Below are 16,110 nucleotides of genomic sequence, written 5' to 3' on the forward strand. Positions count from 1 at the left end.
GATTACCGATATTTTTGGGAGTTTTATTTCTTTATACAAGAAATAGGCAAAAAAAAGAAGGATTATGCCGTCCTTCACCTTGAGGATTGAAAAATTTGTTCAAAACAAGTAAAATCACGACTTTTGACTTGTTTTAATCTCAATCTGAGTGGCTTAGCTAACCAACCGGGGTCGAAAGACGCATGAAGGACAGTTTGTGAAGGGCACATACAACAAAAAAACTGAGGCATAATTTGATTCCAGAGAATGAAAATAATCCGCTAGATGTTGAATTTGAAAATGCTTTGTTGGACTCCATAGACAAGGCACCGAAAAATATCAAGCAGGGATCTGCTTTACCAAGCGATCTGTATGTATTTCCTTTATTGCGCCGCCCCTTTTTTCCTGGAATGGCAGCGCCGATTGTCATAGAACCGGGCCCATTTTACGAAATCTTGAAACAAATCGCAAAGTCTGAGCATAAGTGTGTTGCCCTTTTTTTAACAAAATCGGAAGATTCAGATATCTATAAAGTTAACTTTAATGACCTCTATCAAGTGGGCGTAATGGCCCGTATTCTTAGAATCATTCCCATGGAGCAAGGCAGTGCCCAAGTCATTTTAAACATGGAAAAGAGGATTAAATTTGAAGAGTCCTTATCCGATGAAGCCTTTTACTTAAAAGCGAAAGTGAGTTACATCGAAGATAGCCCTATCTTGACAAATGAATTAAAGGCTTATGCCATTAGCATTATCTCCACTATTAAGGAGCTACTTAAACTCAATCCTTTGTTTAAAGAAGAACTGCAAATTTTCTTAGGACACTCAGATTTTACAGAACCGGGTAAACTGGCTGATTTTGCGGTTGCTTTAACTACAGCTTCGCGCGAAGAACTGCAAGACGTTTTGGAGACATTTGATCCAGGTAGGCGAATCGATAAAGCGCTTATCTTATTAAAAAAAGAGCTTGACCTCAGTATCTTGCAAAATAATATTAACCAGAAGATTGAAGCAACTATCTCTAAAAGCCAAAAAGACTTCTTCCTGCGCGAACAGCTCAAAACGATTAAAAAAGAGTTAGGGATTGAGCGAGATGATAAATCTTTAGACCGGGAAAAATTTGAATTAAGGCTTAAAAGTCGAGATGTACCCCCCGATGTCTTGCAAGTAATCAGAGAAGAAATGGATAAACTCAGCGCGCTTGAACCTCAGTCAGCGGAATACGCTGTTTGCCGTGGCTACTTAGATTGGTTGACTATCATTCCTTGGGGGATCTATTCGGAAGAGCGGCATGATTTGCAAGAAGCGGAAAAAATTTTAGCAAAAGATCACTACGGCCTGGAAGATATTAAAGAGAGAATTTTAGAATTCATTGGCGTGGGAAAACTCTCAGGGGGTATTAAAGGGAGTATTATTTGTTTAGTAGGCCCTCCAGGAGTGGGAAAAACCAGCATTGGGAAAAGTATTGCTCGCGCGCTAAATCGCAAATTTTACCGTTTTTCTGTGGGGGGAATGCGCGATGAGGCTGAAATTAAAGGGCATCGCCGCACCTACATTGGAGCTATGCCAGGCAAACTTATTCAAGCCCTAAAGTTTTGCCAAACGACCAATCCTGTGATCATGCTGGATGAAGTAGACAAAATGGGGAGCAGCTATCAAGGAGATCCTGCTTCAGCTTTGTTAGAGGTCCTCGATCCCGAGCAAAACTGCGAGTTTTTAGATCATTATTTGGATGTCCGCTGTAACCTATCAGATGTTCTTTTCATTGTGACAGCGAACGTTTTAGATACCATCCCCGAACCGTTAAAAGACCGTATGGATATCTTGCGCTTATCCGGCTATATTATGCAGGAAAAGATTGAGATTGCTAAAAAATACTTGATTCCTCGCAATCGCAAAGCGATGGGCTTAAAAGCTTCTCAAGTTTCTTTTACCACGGATGCCCTGCGTGCAATTATCAACGGTTATGCGCGTGAATCCGGTGTGCGAAGTCTTGAAAACAATATTAAAAAGATTTTAAGAAAGCTTGCTGTTAAGATTGTGCGAGAAGAGCAAGAAGAAGGGAAGAACAAAAAGAAAAAATCTTCTAAGCAACTAGCAGTACGTGAGAAAATGCATCGCATTGATGGAGATTCTTTAACGGAATTATTAGGTAAACCCGTTTTTGTTTCCGATCGTTTTTATGAGCGTACCCCTGTCGGTGTTTGCATGGGCCTAGCATGGACTGCCCTGGGAGGGGCAACGCTTTACATTGAAGCGATTAAAGTGGCGTCTGAAAAAACAGAAATGAAGCTTACTGGTCAAGCAGGACAGGTTATGAAAGAATCTTCTGAGATTGCTTGGAGCTATTTGCATAGCTCCATTCATAAGTATGCTCCGGAGTACACTTTCTTTGAAAAATCTCAAGTGCACATTCATATTCCCGAAGGAGCTACACCAAAGGATGGGCCTTCTGCTGGAATTACCATGGTGACAGCCTTATTGTCTCTTCTGACAGATACGCCTGTTTTGGATAATTTGGGGATGACTGGAGAGTTAACCTTGACAGGGCGTATTTTAGGGATTGGCGGTGTGAAAGAAAAGTTAGTAGCAGCTTGCCGGTCGGGTTTGAAAACGTTGATTTTCCCCAAAGATAATATGCGCGATTATGCGGAATTGCCCTCTTATATTAAAAAAGGGTTAACAGTCCATTTTGTTGAGCATTATGATGAGGTCTTTGAGATTGCCTTTCCCCAAAGGCATCGATAAAGAGGCGAGCATGAAAAAAACTTGGAAAAAAGCCTGCGAAAAAAAAATATGTCTTCCTGATCAAATAGAGAGCTTTATTTCCGCTTTGAGAAAAACGGGAAAAACGATTGTGACTCTCAATGGATCTTTTGACCTTTTGCATGCAGGTCATCTTCAAATCTTATTTGAAGCTTCACAAATGGGAGATTATTTGATTGTGGCCTTAAATACGGATCGTTCCATTCAAACCTATAAAAATCCTTTGCGCCCTATTATTCCCCTCCACTATCGAATAGAGATGATGGCTGCTTTGGAATTTGTGGATGCTGTCACTTGGTTTGATGAAACCGATCCCCGGAACATTCTTTCAAAAATTAAGCCCGATGTTCATGTGAATGGCTCGGAGTATGGAATGGACTGCATTGAAGCGGAAGTTGTTAAAGCCCATGGCGGACGAATACACATTGTTGACTTAGTACCTGGTCTGTCTACCTCGCAGATTGTGCAGAAAATAGCTGCGATTCATTAAAGGAATAAACATGCGGTTAGTTCATACCTTTCATGACCCAAACCTTGCTCACTCCTTTGGGTCATTTTTGCACAAGCAAGGTGTTGAGTATCAAATTGAGCAAAATGTGAATAAAGATTGGGGAAGCCCCGATTATGGATTGATGAGCAGTGAGATTTGGATCTTCAATGAAGAGGATTTAGAAAAGGTTCAAGGTTGGCTCGATGCGTTCTCTCGCAATCCGGGAGAGCTGAGGTTTAAAAAAAAAGAAGATGAGCAGGAGCTGCTTCCCATGGATCCATTGCTTCCCGAAGAAGAAGCTCCTCCGTTTTTCCATCGTCAAAGGCAAGTTTCTTCAGGAGTCTCCCAACCTATGGGGCGGGTGACTCTCTACTTTTGGTTAGCTTGCATTTTAATTTTCTTCATTAGTCAGTTCACTACTCCCCAATTTGAAACCTCTGCGACTCATCTCCCTTATCCGGTTTCGCTATCATTGGTCAAAAAAGCCTTGCTTTACGATTATCCACAAGCTTTTGAAGTTCTCGATCGGTTTGCCGAAGCATTTGAGGTAGAGAAATTGCCTACTTCTCCAGAAGCAAAAGCTCTTTTGCAAGAATTTTCCCATACTCCTTATTGGGAAGGAATTTATGACCAGATTGTCAAGCATTTTCAGTATTCCGGTGCGATCTGGGAATTTAAAGCCCCTATGTTTGAAAAAATTAGGCAGGGAGAAGTTTGGAGACTCTTTACTCCTGCTCTTCTTCATAGCGACCTTTTTCATCTTTTTTTTAACATGCTTTGGCTGATTGCGATTGGGCAGCAAATTGAGCAGCGCATTGGAAAAGGTAAATATATTTTGTTTATCTTGTTAACGGGTATTTTTTCCAACACCGCTCAATATTTAATGAGTGGCTCAAACTTTTTAGGCTTTTCCGGTATTTTATGTGCAATGATTGCCTTTATTTGGGTGCGGCAACGTTATGCTGCTTGGGAGGGTTATCAGGTACAAAGGTTGACTTTAGGGCTTAGTTTGTTTTTTATTTTCACTATGTTAGGTATCCAATTGCTCTCGTTTGCTTTAGAGGTCATGCAGCTGACAATTCTATCGCCGGGAATTGCCAACACGGCGCATTTGAGTGGAGCTTTACTTGGTTACTTGTTAGGGAAATTGCCCTACTTCTCTTGGAAAGGCTCTTAAATTATCTCGTGGGCTTGGCTGAAACGCTTAAGAATATACCTCAGAATATACATTGCCAACGCCGCACAAAAATGCATGTCGCAAAGCAAATAACAGGCTTGGAGTAACTCTTAAGGCCAAAAATTTTCACACGCAGGGTGGAAAATGGTAATCAATGGACAGCTAGTAGTCACTTGCTTAGACTGCATAAAGCTATTTATCTTTCCCCTAAGATCGAAGGCTTGTTTTTTTAAGGATTGCTTTTTCGACGCTATTTTGTTTTTTTAAGCCGAGCTTTTGAAGTTTTTCTGCAATCACTCGAACTTGATCTGCTAAGGTTTGAGAGGAGGATACCGAATTTGAACTGAAAACGGGGAAACGGAAGGGGATGACGTTACGGGGATGTCACGCTCTTAACCTCCTTGATGAAAGCTAAATTTGAAGTAGATATTCTATGTTTAATTCTTTATGATTACCGAGAAAAAACAACTTATTAACTTGAAAAACGATAGACTTTTTCTGAATTTCCCGAAAGTTAAATATGAGCGTTCGAGACCTTATTATTCTAGGCACTTCAAGTCAGCAGCCAACTCGCTTTCGCAACCACGGGGCTTATCTTTTCCGCTGGAATAACGAAGGTTTTTTATTTGACCCCGGAGAAGGCACACAAAGGCAATTTATCTTTGCGAATGTGGCCCCCACTGTGATCACCCGCATTTTGATTTCTCATTTTCATGGAGACCATTGTTTAGGGCTTGGCTCCATTTTAATGCGTCTCAATCTGGATAAAGTCACCCATCCCATTCATTGTTATTATCCGGCAAGTGGTAAAAAGTATTTTGATCGCCTGCGTTATGGCACGATTTACCATGAAAATATTCATGTGATCGAGCACCCTGTTTCTGAGGCTGGCGTTGTCCACGATGATGGGGCTTTCAGAATTGAGGCCACTTTTTTAGATCACGCCGTCCAAAATATTGGGTGGAGAATTACTGAAGCGGATGCGCGCAAATTTGATCGTGAAAAATTGCTTTCATCCGGCATTGTGGGGCCTCAAGTTAAGGAATTGCAAAAGCAGGGACAGTTAATGAAAAATGAAAAGCTGGTTCTGCTGGATGAGGTAAGTTCCATACGTAAAGGGGATAGTATTGCTGTAGTGATTGATACGCGTGTATGCCCGCAAGCGATTGAAATTGCGAAAAATGCCAAAATTTTGCTTTGTGAAAGTACCTATCTGGAAGAACACCAAGAATTAGCTTACCGCCATTATCACCTCACAGCTAAGCAGGCAGCCCAAATTGCCAAAGATGCAAATGTGCGAGAGCTCATTTTAACCCACTTTTCAGCTCGCTATTTGGATGTAGAAAAAATGGAGGCGGAGGCACGCACGATTTTCCCTGCGACTTATGCGGCCGAAGATTTAAAGGTTTTTCCTTTTATTAAAGAGTAGGGATATGGCTATAGTCTCTTTAATTAATTAAAAAGTTTTATTTAAAATTTAGGCAAATTAGACAATTTCGTAGACAAAAAGCCCTCTTTTTTTACAAGATCAAGGTTTGTTCCCCACAAATGAGGTTTTTAACGTGTTTATCGAAGCTGCCTACCGTTTTCTGGAGTATTTGCGAATTGTTAAAAATGCGTCAGAGCATACAGTTCGCAATTACGCCATCGACTTGAATGCTTTAAAAGAGTATCTCGAGCATGATTTCTTACCAGAAGGCGAGCAGCAGTTGCCTCCTAAAATTCGCTACAATGAGGCCTATTCTGAAAGGCTAAAAATGTATGACTCCTTGTTAAAGTTAGAGGCAATTTCACGTAAAACCATTCGAGGTTTTCTTGCTTACTTAAGTGAGCATCAAGTTCATAAGCGTACAGTTGTGCGCCGGCTTTCTTCTCTACGCTCCTTTTTCAAATATACTCTGACGCAAAAATGGATTTCAACCAATCCTACAGAAGAGCTTGAGTCGCCACGTGTGGAAAAAAAAGTTCCTAACTCTCTTTCTTACGATCAAGTACAGGCATTGTTTGATCAACCTGATGTGAAAACATTGCTAGGGTTTAGAGATCGCGTGATTATGGAGCTTTTCTATAGCTCAGGCTTGCGAGTAAGCGAACTTGTTGCTTTAGATCGGCATGAATTTGACCCAAAAAATTTGTTGATTAAGCTTAAAGGCAAAGGAAAAAAAGAGCGAATCATTCCCATCACTAAAAATGCAGCAGATTGGATTAGCGCTTACTTGACGCATCCTGAAAGGTGCGTAGAGACAGACGGGCATTTGGCACAGCAAGATCCCGATGCTATTTTCTTAAATCGCCTTGGTACACGTTTGACAACCCGTTCAGTGGACCGAAAGTTTGATAAATATTTAACTGCTAGTGGCTTGATTGGCAAGGTGACGCCGCACACGATTCGGCATACTATCGCCACGCATTGGCTTGAAAATGGGATGGACCTTAAAACCATTCAAATGATTCTAGGGCATACCTCTTTAGCCACCACGACTATTTATACCCAAGTTTCTAAAAGCCTTAAAAAGAAAGTATACGATCAAACTCATCCAAGAGCTTAAAGAATGAAGGGGATATAATAGGCTTTTGGTGGATTTTTCACTTTCTTCTTTCTCGTTTTTTTGATAAATTAATCGTATTTTAATCTCCTGAATTTTTGGTAAGTTTAAATTTATGATTACACTTAATAAGATCTCGAAAAGTTTTGGAAGCCGCGTGTTATTTGATGATGTCACCATCACTTTCAACGTAGGCCGTCGTTATGGTTTAACTGGTCCCAATGGAGCCGGAAAATCTACCCTTTTAAAAATTATTATGGGGGTTGAAGAACCTACAAGTGGAACAGTGACTCTGCCGGATCATGTAGGAATATTGCGTCAAAACATCGAGGAATTCAAAGACTTTTTGGTCTTAGATGTGGTGATTTCCGGTAATTCTCGTCTATGGAAAGCGCTGAAAGAACGGGATGCTTTATATGAAGTTGAAATGACCGACGAAGTGGGCATGCGCTTAGGCGATTTAGAAGGAGTGATTGCAGAAGAAGATGGCTATTCAGCAGAAGCAAATGCAGAAGTATTGCTCTCTGGAATGGGATTACCTTCCGAGATTTTCACTAAAAAAATGCATGAAATCCCCACAGACCTTCAGTTCAGAGTCTTGTTATGCCAAGCTTTATTTGGAAACCCAGAAGCTCTTCTTCTGGACGAGCCGACTAACCATTTGGACCTTGAATCGATCGGCTGGCTAGAAACCTTTTTAAGAAATTACAAGGGGACCCTTATTGTCATTAGCCACGACCGTCACTTTTTAAATTCTGTGACCACCGATATCGCTGATATTGACTATGACACTATCATTGTTTATCCGGGCAATTATGACGAAATGATCGTAGCAAAAACAGCTGTGCGGGAGCGTGCCGAACAAGATGCTAAATCTAAAGAAAAAAAGATTTCTCAATTAAGAGAATTTGTGGCTCGTTTTGGAGCTGGAACTCGGGCAAGCCAAGTGCAATCTCGATTGCGTGAAATTAATCGCTTGCAGCCGCAAGAGCTAAAAAAATCCAATATTCAACGTCCTTATATTCGCTTCATTCCCACAGAGAAAGCCCCCGGAAAAATTGTGATTAAATCGGATCATTCCTCCAAAGCCTATGATCACCCGGTCGTTAAAGGTTTTAACCTCGAAATTGAACGAGGGGACAAAATTGGCATTATCGGAAATAATGGCCGGGGTAAAACAACCTTGCTAAAGCTTCTCACTGGTTTATTACAGCCTGATTCGGGAAAAGTAGAATTAGGGCATAATGTGCAAATCAGTTATTTCCCCCAAAACCATAGCGAGATTGTAGAGAAAAAGGATTCGGTTACAGCATTCGAGTGGTTAAAAGAGAGAAAACCGGGCATTTATGATCAAGATATTCGCAGCGTGATGGGAAAAATGCTTTTCGGCGGAGATGATGCTTTTAAGCCTGTGACTTCGCTTTCGGGAGGGGAGACTGCTCGTTTGATTTTAGCAGGCATGATGTTGTCAGAACACAACGTATTGCTATTGGATGAACCCAACAATCATTTGGATTTGGAAGCTGTTTCTGCCTTAGCCTGGGGATTATCGGAGTATAAAGGAACAGTCGTGGTTGTAAGCCATGACCGTGATTTGATTTCCACCGTTGCCACAAAAATTATTTCCTTTGAAGCTGACGGAGTTCATCTATTTGACGGGCCATTAGAGGAATATCTAGTTGCTAAAGAAGAAAAGATGAAATCTTTCTAATGCTTTAGTAAAGCATCAGGTAGCATGTTTGATTTCACAAAAAGAAAGTTTCTCGGCTTACCTATTGAAAGGCAGCATAAAAAATGCGCGGAATTAATCCGTTTTCTTTACGCGCAAAAAGTGGAGAAAGAAGAGAGGGAAAAGCTTTTAGAGACTTATCAAACGCTGCTAAGTTGGATGAAGATGGATTTAATGGCTTTGGGTAATTTCAAGAGCCTAGCTGATCAATTTCATTTTCATCTCAAAAAAGCTAAAATGTCTTTAAAGGAATGGAACCTATTGCCTCAAATTTCCACTCAAGATCGGGAAAAGGGATGGGAAGAGCCCGGCCTTATCGCCATTTATTTGGATAACATCCGCTCAGCTTTTAATGTGGGTAGCATCATTCGGACAGTCGAAGCCTTTTCCCTAGGGAGCGTTTATTTTTCTAAAGACACTCCTTTTATCGAGCATGCCCAAGTTCAAAAAGCATCTATGGGTACTTTTGAATGGGTCACATGCTTTAAAGATGTTTCATTACCTGATCTTCCAAAACCTCTCATAGCCCTTGAAACAAGCCCTGATGCCCTTTCTCTGTATGATTTTGTCTTCCCCGAAATTTTTTCGCTGATTTTAGGAAATGAAGAATATGGGTGTTCTGAGTCCACCTTAAAAGAAGCTGATTTTCTCCTGCAAATTCCTCTTACCGGAAGGAAAAATTCCATAAACGTAGCGAATGCCTTTGCCATAGCGGCCGGGGAGATCTGCAGACAAAAAAGGGTGAGGGAATCTTATGACCAAGTATAAGAAACTCCTCTGTTTTTTCCCCAGGTGGGAAGCTTATTAACGATCTGCTCGTTCGCTGCAGTCTCACCTTTTATGCTTATCCATCCCTTGTTAAGTTAAAAATAAAAATAAGTAAACAGGACAAGGTTGCGTTTAGTGCTGATAAATTTTGGAATAGTATGCTAGCATGAGGCTTTGAACTAAAAAAAAAGAGGTGCCAAGATGCAGCTGAAATCTACATGCTTGCTAGAAAATTTCCAAGAAACATCTGGTTTTCGACAAGAGGTTATCTGCTATCTAAAGCACTTGCGAGACACAATCATTCGGGCTTTTGAGGAGCTTGAAAATGGAGAGGTATTTGAGCGCAAAACTTGGCCCTACCATTCAGGAGAAGGGGGAGGAGAGATCTCGGTTCTTCGGGGAAAGGTTTTTGAAAAAGCTGCTGTGAACTGGTCTGGTGTATTGGGCGATAAATTCCCTATGAATGATGGTGAAGGGGCTTTTTTTGCCACAGGGGTCAGCCTAATCACCCATATGAACAATCCACACGCTCCAACAGCACATATGAATGTGCGTTATATTGAGACGGCGAACCGAACCTGGTTTGGTGGAGGATATGATTTAACTCCGATGGGATTTCCTTATGAGGAAGATACCCTCCATTTTCATGCGGTTGCGAAAGAAACATTAGATCGACATGGGTCTCATTTATACCCCCAATTTTCCCAGAATGCTCGAGATTACTTCTACATTCCTCACATGCAAAGGGAAAGAGGAGTGGGAGGCGTTTTCTTTGATCACTACAATACGGGAGACCTATCGCGAGATTTCTGTATGTGGAAAGATGTGGGAGAAACTTTTACAAAAGCTCTCATCCCCATTCTTAAAAAGAGAATCAATCAGCCTTTTTCTGACGAGGAAAAAGAAGTTCAGCTTAAAAAGCGCGGACATTATGTGGAGTTTAACCTTCTCTATGATCGCGGAACAAAGTTTGGCTTTCAATCTGGAGGTAATCCAGAGGCTATCCTTTGTTCATTACCGCCTGTTGTAAAGTGGTAGCAGAAATCGAGGAACTGAACACCGCGCCTAATTAGTTGAAAATAAAAAAAATACACCGTCTTAAAGTATAGGAACAGCAGAAGATTTAAACGAATTTACCATTATCTGCTTGGATAAAATGCGGTTTAGAAAAAGGAAAACCTTTTTAGACCGGATCGGGCTTAAAGTGGCGATTCGAGGAGGGATTGCAGCGGGGCTAAGTTGGTTTTTAGGGGTCTGGTTTAGTAAAGCTCTAGCCCACCCGGATATACTTGCAAGTGGAACATGGTGTGTGTGTGGTCAGCTTTTGTTATATTACAGGCGCATCTGGGAGGTACATATAAAGCTGCATGGGAGCGCTTCTTAGGGTTTTTGATTGGGTCTTTAATTGGCGGAGTTTGTAAGTCGTTTTTGGGGCTCACCCTTTAACGCTTGGATTTTTTGTCATTTTGGCAGTTTGCTTACTTTCCTTTTTGAATTTAAAAGACAGCATTCGGATCGCTTGCATGCCATTATCGGTGGCCATGATTCTTTGGGGGATGTCTCGGTCGATTAGTCCTTGGACATTTGCGTTTTTTCGGTTTATAGATTCGGCGCTTGGAATCCTAACCGCTGTGATCATTGCCTACACCTTGTGGCCTTCAGAAGCCACCCAAATGTTGCAACAGAAGTTGCCTCAGCTCTTAAATTTAAGCGGAAAACTCTATCGAATGCTTCTAACTCTTGATGAAGAATTTGAAGAGTTTAATGACAGTTATCGCAAAAGTTTGAAGGAAGGGGATAATCTCCTACTGGAAAGCCGCAAGTTTCTCAGTGAACCAAAACTGGAACTTCTGATTAAGTCTTCAATACTGAACAGTGGGAGAATTTGGTTGAAGACGCGGAAAGGCCAATTTTGCCGATATTGAAAATGACTTTGTCTTTTTTTAACCTTAAGCAAGTCATTGAGGAATTGCTTATACTGGAAGAAAAAATTAGCCATCTAAACCGCGTGATACGATTGCCTTTTTGCTTAAAATGCAGCGGGCTAATTTTTGTTTCTGCCTAAAAATTTAGCTGTAATAAGCCTAACTAAGCTGCCTCCCTCAATTCTAAAAAAGTGTCTTAGTGAGAATTTTCCTGGCTGAGCTTGATCCTTTACTAAAACTTGGCTAAATCTTGGGCCGTTTGCACTAAATCTCTTCCGGAATTTTTTCCTTTAAGTTCTTATAGGATTTAATAAGGTTTTTTATTTTCATTATCTATTTTAAGCTTTTTCTTTTCTTTTTGACTTTTAATCTTCCATTTGTTGTAAGTAATTTATCGTGGCAGTCAAAAGGGGGTAATTATGGTCACAGAGAATGTTAGTTTTTTAATAAAATCAGATCGTATATTTGACTATATTCCAATTGTGAGTACAGTAACTAACTTGTTTGATTTGTTTCAGAAACATTTTGTTTTGCCAGAAAAAGCAGATATTTCAAAAAGTCGCTACTATACTTATTTGAAGCAAAAAAAATGTTCCCGCTGTGTTGTCCTGCTATTCCCTTTTTTGGGGAATATTATTATGGGAGTTTATGATTTTGCTAATAGAAGATTTAATAATAGAAACTCCATGCTTGAAGTTGTTCAGAAGAATGGGGCGGCGCTTCAGTTTGCCAGCAAAGCGCTTAGAGGAGATAAGGAGACAGTACTCGCGGCTGTTCGGCAAAGTGGGCGAGCGCTTCAGTTTGCCAGCAAAGCGCTTAGAGGAGATAAGGAGACTGTACTCGCGGCTGTTGGGCAAGATGGAATGGCCCTTAAATATGCTAATGAAGCGCTTAGGGGGGATAAGGAGGTCGTACGTGTTGCTGTTAGGCAAAATGGGCGGGCGCTTAAGTATGCCAGCCAAGCGCTTAAAACGGAGGAGAAGGTTGTACTTGAGGCTGTTCAGCAAGATGGAGAAGCGTTTAAATATGCCAGCCAACAGCTTCAAGACAATAGGGACTTCGTCCTTGCTGTTGTTGAAAGGAATGGAGTAGCGCTCAAGCAGGTTAAAGAGTGTTTTAAAGGCGATGGGGGTGTAGTGCTTGTTGCTGCGTTGGAGAATGAAGAGGCACTTGAATGGGCTAGCCCGCATCTTAAAAACAATCGAAACTTCATGCTTGCTGCTTTTCAGCAAGATGGGCAAACGCTTGAATATGCCAGCAAAGAGATTAAACGGGATAAGGGTGCAGTGCTTGTGGCTGTGGGGGAGAATGGGTGGTCACTCCAGTATGCTGACGAACAGCTTAGAGGGGATGAGGAGGTAGTGTTTGCCGCTGTTAAGCAGGACGGGCTGGCGCTTCAGTTTGCCTTGTTAGGTTTGAATAAGAATCAGAAGATAGTGCGTGCCGCTGTTGGCCAGGATGGATGGGCGTTTCAGTTTGCCAATGAAGGGCTTAAAAAGGATAAAAAATTCGTGCTTAAAGTTGTTCGGCAGACTGGGTGGGCACTTAAGTTTGCCGACGAAATGCTCAGAAGAGATGCCGAAGTCGTGCGCGCTGCTGTAGAGCAGAGCGGGTGGGCCTTACAGTATGCTAGCCCAGACCTTAGGGAGAAGGAAGAATTAGTATGGGCCGCTGTTCAGCAGGATGAATGGGCGTTGCAATATGCTGGCAATGCGCTTAAAAACAATAAGGATTTCATGCTTAAAGCTGCTAAACGGAACGTGTTGCTAATTCAGTATGCTGGGGAAATTCTTAAAAATGATAAGGATTTCATGCTTGAGATGGTTCAGCGGGATGGATTGATGCTGCAATATGCTAGCGATGTAGTTAAAGACAATGATCAAGTCGTGCGCGCTGCTGTAGAGCAGAATGGATGTGCGCTTATGTTTGCCAGTGCACGGCTCAAAGAAAATGAGGAGATAGTACGTGTGGCTGTTCACAAGAGTGCGGCAGCATTCGAGTATGCCGGCGAACAGCTTAAGCAAAAGCTCAAGCGAGAATTAGGATAGGCGGCATAAAACCCCTGCTTGGCATTTCATTGAAGGCTTTCGGCCTTTGCTGAATTTTGTCAAAATAGTTTGTATCTTTATCGCTTACTGCCCAAAAAACTTTTTCAAGTATACCTATTTATTGCAAGAAGGGGACGAAGCCTAGGGGGCACAGGAAAAAGGCTGACATTCCTCCAATTTGGTATTAAGACTAAACCCAAAGGGGCCAAACCATGTTATAGTAAATCTTTAACCATGACATAAATCCTCTTGGATAGTAGAGGCTCAAGTCTATGGCGTTTATATTCTGCAAAATTACTTAGAGCAAGAGCTAACCTCTTATTTCTTAGAGGTAGCTTTTAAATAACGTGTGAGTGAATCTACGGCTAGATCTCTATCCAGTTAGCTGTATTCTTGACAGAATCCAGCTAAAAGGTTGGCACAGCGCTTCTCAGCAGGAAAGGGGTAAAAGGCGAGTCCTCTATCAGTGGGTAGGCTCGCGTTAAAATTAGCCCGAATAGCATTCAAGATGGAGGCCAATAAACCTTGCTGAGAAAAGCCCGACAAATTCTTAGAAGATTGTGTATGACATCGCTTTTTGCCAACCTACCACACTTTTAGAAGAAACGGCTAAAGCCTCAAACGAATGATGGTGATTACCTTTATTAAAGACATGTGATTGAATGACTAGAATCAGTTTATTTTTATGATACAATCATGTTAATTTTCTTAAAATTGTAAGCATAAAAAGAGAGCAGGGAAATGAATAGTGTCGTTGCAACAGGCGGAGCAGGTTTTAAAGCTCATAATCAACCTATCATTGAAAACGGACTAATAAACGAAAAATTGCCACCTGAACTTTTTGTACACATCCTAAGCTATCTAGATAAGATCGACATCCAAGCGGCTGCTAAAGTTAATCGCTTGTGGTATGCAACCTCCCTAGATATCGTGAAATCCAACAAATTTACTTTAATAAAAAACTTTGCAAAATGGTTGGGTGAAAATTTGCCAAAAAAATCATGTGCAAGTCAGATAGAAAGGCTTTTGCGCCTTGGAATTGATAAAAAAATTTTGGGAGCTGTAGACCTCTTAGCGGTTAAATTCTCAATTGATGAATTGAAGGAAGAAATTTTAGACATTTTAAAAGATTTAAGTGAGGAGGATTGCACTTGCTTAGAGAGGGTGCCGATAGGCAAAATTAGTTCAATTTTTTTTGAAGACGTATTCAATTTAGCCAGTGCTTATCGAGAAATAGAAATTGCCAGAAAGGTGTCCCCCAAAAATAGGGGAAATTTCATCCTTGAAAATGCTTGTACAATATTGATTCAGCATCGAAAAGTAGATAAAGCGGTAGAAGCTGCCATGTGGGTGCCCCGAGAGTATAGGAGAAATTCCATCCTTGAGAATGCTTGTAAAATGTTATTGCAACATCGAAAAGTAGATAAAGCGGTAGAAGTTGCTATGCTGATACCCTGCGAAGATAAGAGAAATTTTATGCTTGAGGGTATTTCTACAATATTAGCTCAAAGCTTAAAAGTAGAGCAGGCGGTAGAAATTGCCAGGATGATATCCGATGGCGGTAGAAGAAATTCTATGCTTGAGGAGATTCCCATAATTGCAGAGCAAAGTTTAGAAGCAGAGCAGGCGGTAGAAGCTGCCATGATGGTATCCGATGTGGATAAGAGAAATTCTATGCTTGAAGATATTTGTCAAATATTAGCACAAAATAAAGATACACATAAGGCGTTAGAAGTTGCCGCGTTGATAGCCGACAAAGATAGGAGAAATTCTATCCTTGAGAATGTTTGTAAAGTATTAGCGCAAAATGGAAAAGCAGAGCAGGCGGTAGAAGTTGCCGCGATGATAGCTGACATAGCTAAGAGAAATTCTATCCTTGAGGATGTTTGCAAAGTATTAGCGCAAAATGAAAAAGTAGGGGAGGCGGTAGAAGCTGCCGTGATGTTATCTGACCAACGCAGGGCAGATTCTATGTTTAAGGAGATTTGTAAAATATTAGCACAAAATGAAGACAGAAGTAAGGCGGTAGCAGCTGGCATGATGATACCCTTTGAAAGTCAGAGAAATTCTATGTTTAAAGGTATTTCTATAACAGCCGCAAAACGTGGAATAGCAGTTAAGGCGGTAAAAGCTGCTATGAGAATAACTCGAGAAAACATTAGAAACTTTACGCTTAAGGATACTTCTACGCTATTAGCCCAAGGTGGAGAAATAGATGAAGCAGTAGAAGTTGCCAGAATGATATCCTACGAAAACGTTAGAAATTTTACGCTTAAGGATATTTCTACGCTGTTAATCCAAAGTGGAAAAGTAGAGAAGACGGTACAAGTTGCCATGATGATATCAGACAAAAATGTCAGAGATAATGTTCTTAAAGATATTCCTAAAAAGTAACAATAAGGAAGGGGGCTCATTCTCTTAGCTTACGCAAGGTTGATATCTATCAATTAACCTTATACAGGGAAGATAGGCCTTTTAAGTCGAATGAACCTTTTCTCCAACCTTTGGCTAGTATGGGAGTTAGACCAACGGCTAAGGAAAAGACAGGCGCCCTGTATGCCTGTTTCAAAAGAAAAGGAGAAATGGTTTGCTTCCTTGCGAATTCCTCTGAGATTGTTCTCAGGTCTTGGATAAAATGCCTTTTTACTTTATCCTTTTCTTTTTTATTTCTGGGAATTTTAGC

The 16,110-nt window shown here is 41.0% G+C and carries 11 protein-coding genes; all 11 read left to right on the forward strand.

Annotation, left to right across the window (positions count from 1 at the left end; all coding sequences use genetic code 11):
• Nucleotides 1-233: 233 nt before the first annotated feature.
• The 11 genes from lon (at nucleotide 234) to PARA125_RS02990 (ending at nucleotide 15,821) form a co-directional block, all read left to right on the forward strand.
• The gene (gene lon / locus PARA125_RS02940) at nucleotides 234-2,726 is read left to right on the forward strand and encodes an endopeptidase La (RefSeq protein ID WP_213157219.1); all 2,493 of its coding nucleotides are present in this window, start codon (nucleotides 234-236) and stop codon (nucleotides 2,724-2,726) included.
• 10 nt (nucleotides 2,727-2,736) lie between these two features.
• Nucleotides 2,737-3,234, forward strand: a complete 498-nt coding sequence (locus tag PARA125_RS02945) for an adenylyltransferase/cytidyltransferase family protein (protein WP_213157220.1) — start codon at nucleotides 2,737-2,739, stop codon at nucleotides 3,232-3,234.
• A 10-nt stretch (nucleotides 3,235-3,244) separates the two neighbouring features.
• The gene (locus PARA125_RS02950) at nucleotides 3,245-4,411 is read left to right on the forward strand and encodes a rhomboid family intramembrane serine protease (protein WP_213157221.1); all 1,167 of its coding nucleotides are present in this window, start codon (nucleotides 3,245-3,247) and stop codon (nucleotides 4,409-4,411) included.
• Between the two features lie 520 nt (nucleotides 4,412-4,931).
• The gene (locus PARA125_RS02955; protein ID WP_213157222.1) at nucleotides 4,932-5,840 is read left to right on the forward strand and encodes a ribonuclease Z; all 909 of its coding nucleotides are present in this window, start codon (nucleotides 4,932-4,934) and stop codon (nucleotides 5,838-5,840) included.
• Nucleotides 5,841-5,973: 133 nt separating this feature from the next.
• The gene (locus PARA125_RS02960; RefSeq protein ID WP_213157223.1) at nucleotides 5,974-6,960 is read left to right on the forward strand and encodes a tyrosine recombinase XerC; all 987 of its coding nucleotides are present in this window, start codon (nucleotides 5,974-5,976) and stop codon (nucleotides 6,958-6,960) included.
• A 112-nt stretch (nucleotides 6,961-7,072) separates the two neighbouring features.
• Nucleotides 7,073-8,668 carry an ABC-F family ATP-binding cassette domain-containing protein gene (locus tag PARA125_RS02965; RefSeq protein ID WP_213157224.1) on the forward strand — a complete coding sequence of 532 codons (1,596 nt, stop codon included), beginning with the start codon at nucleotides 7,073-7,075 and terminating at the stop codon, nucleotides 8,666-8,668.
• A 24-nt stretch (nucleotides 8,669-8,692) separates the two neighbouring features.
• Entirely contained in the window at nucleotides 8,693-9,454 is a 762-nt protein-coding gene (locus PARA125_RS02970) for a TrmH family RNA methyltransferase (RefSeq protein WP_213157225.1), read from the forward strand.
• A gap of 201 nt (nucleotides 9,455-9,655) precedes the next feature.
• Complete coding sequence (gene hemF, locus PARA125_RS02975) at nucleotides 9,656-10,492, forward strand: oxygen-dependent coproporphyrinogen oxidase (protein ID WP_213157226.1); 837 nt, start codon at nucleotides 9,656-9,658, stop codon at nucleotides 10,490-10,492.
• Nucleotides 10,493-10,977: 485 nt separating this feature from the next.
• Nucleotides 10,978-11,379, forward strand: a complete 402-nt coding sequence (locus tag PARA125_RS09720; RefSeq protein ID WP_249274143.1) for an aromatic acid exporter family protein — start codon at nucleotides 10,978-10,980, stop codon at nucleotides 11,377-11,379.
• Between the two features lie 419 nt (nucleotides 11,380-11,798).
• The gene (locus PARA125_RS02985) at nucleotides 11,799-13,427 is read left to right on the forward strand and encodes a DUF4116 domain-containing protein (RefSeq protein WP_213157227.1); all 1,629 of its coding nucleotides are present in this window, start codon (nucleotides 11,799-11,801) and stop codon (nucleotides 13,425-13,427) included.
• A 741-nt stretch (nucleotides 13,428-14,168) separates the two neighbouring features.
• Entirely contained in the window at nucleotides 14,169-15,821 is a 1,653-nt protein-coding gene (locus tag PARA125_RS02990) for an F-box protein (protein WP_213157228.1), read from the forward strand.
• The last annotated feature ends 289 nt before the right edge of the window (nucleotides 15,822-16,110 follow it).

Origin of the sequence: Parachlamydia sp. AcF125, from assembly GCF_018342475.1 — a bacterium.
Classification (GTDB): domain Bacteria; phylum Chlamydiota; class Chlamydiia; order Chlamydiales; family Parachlamydiaceae; genus Parachlamydia.

What these genes read in the sequence shown, in the direction of transcription:
- PARA125_RS02945 (WP_213157220.1), top strand. Translation starts at nt 2,737, where the DNA reads ATGAAAAAAACTTGGAAAAAAGCCTGCGAAAAAAAAATATGTCTTCCT.
- PARA125_RS02950 (WP_213157221.1), top strand. Translation starts at nt 3,245, where the DNA reads ATGCGGTTAGTTCATACCTTTCATGACCCAAACCTTGCTCACTCCTTT.
- PARA125_RS02955 (WP_213157222.1), top strand. Translation starts at nt 4,932, where the DNA reads ATGAGCGTTCGAGACCTTATTATTCTAGGCACTTCAAGTCAGCAGCCA.
- PARA125_RS02965 (WP_213157224.1), top strand. Translation starts at nt 7,073, where the DNA reads ATGATTACACTTAATAAGATCTCGAAAAGTTTTGGAAGCCGCGTGTTA.
- PARA125_RS02970 (WP_213157225.1), top strand. Translation starts at nt 8,693, where the DNA reads ATGTTTGATTTCACAAAAAGAAAGTTTCTCGGCTTACCTATTGAAAGG.
- hemF (WP_213157226.1), top strand. Translation starts at nt 9,656, where the DNA reads ATGCAGCTGAAATCTACATGCTTGCTAGAAAATTTCCAAGAAACATCT.
- PARA125_RS09720 (WP_249274143.1), top strand. Translation starts at nt 10,978, where the DNA reads ATGCCATTATCGGTGGCCATGATTCTTTGGGGGATGTCTCGGTCGATT.
- PARA125_RS02985 (WP_213157227.1), top strand. Translation starts at nt 11,799, where the DNA reads ATGGTCACAGAGAATGTTAGTTTTTTAATAAAATCAGATCGTATATTT.
- PARA125_RS02990 (WP_213157228.1), top strand. Translation starts at nt 14,169, where the DNA reads ATGAATAGTGTCGTTGCAACAGGCGGAGCAGGTTTTAAAGCTCATAAT.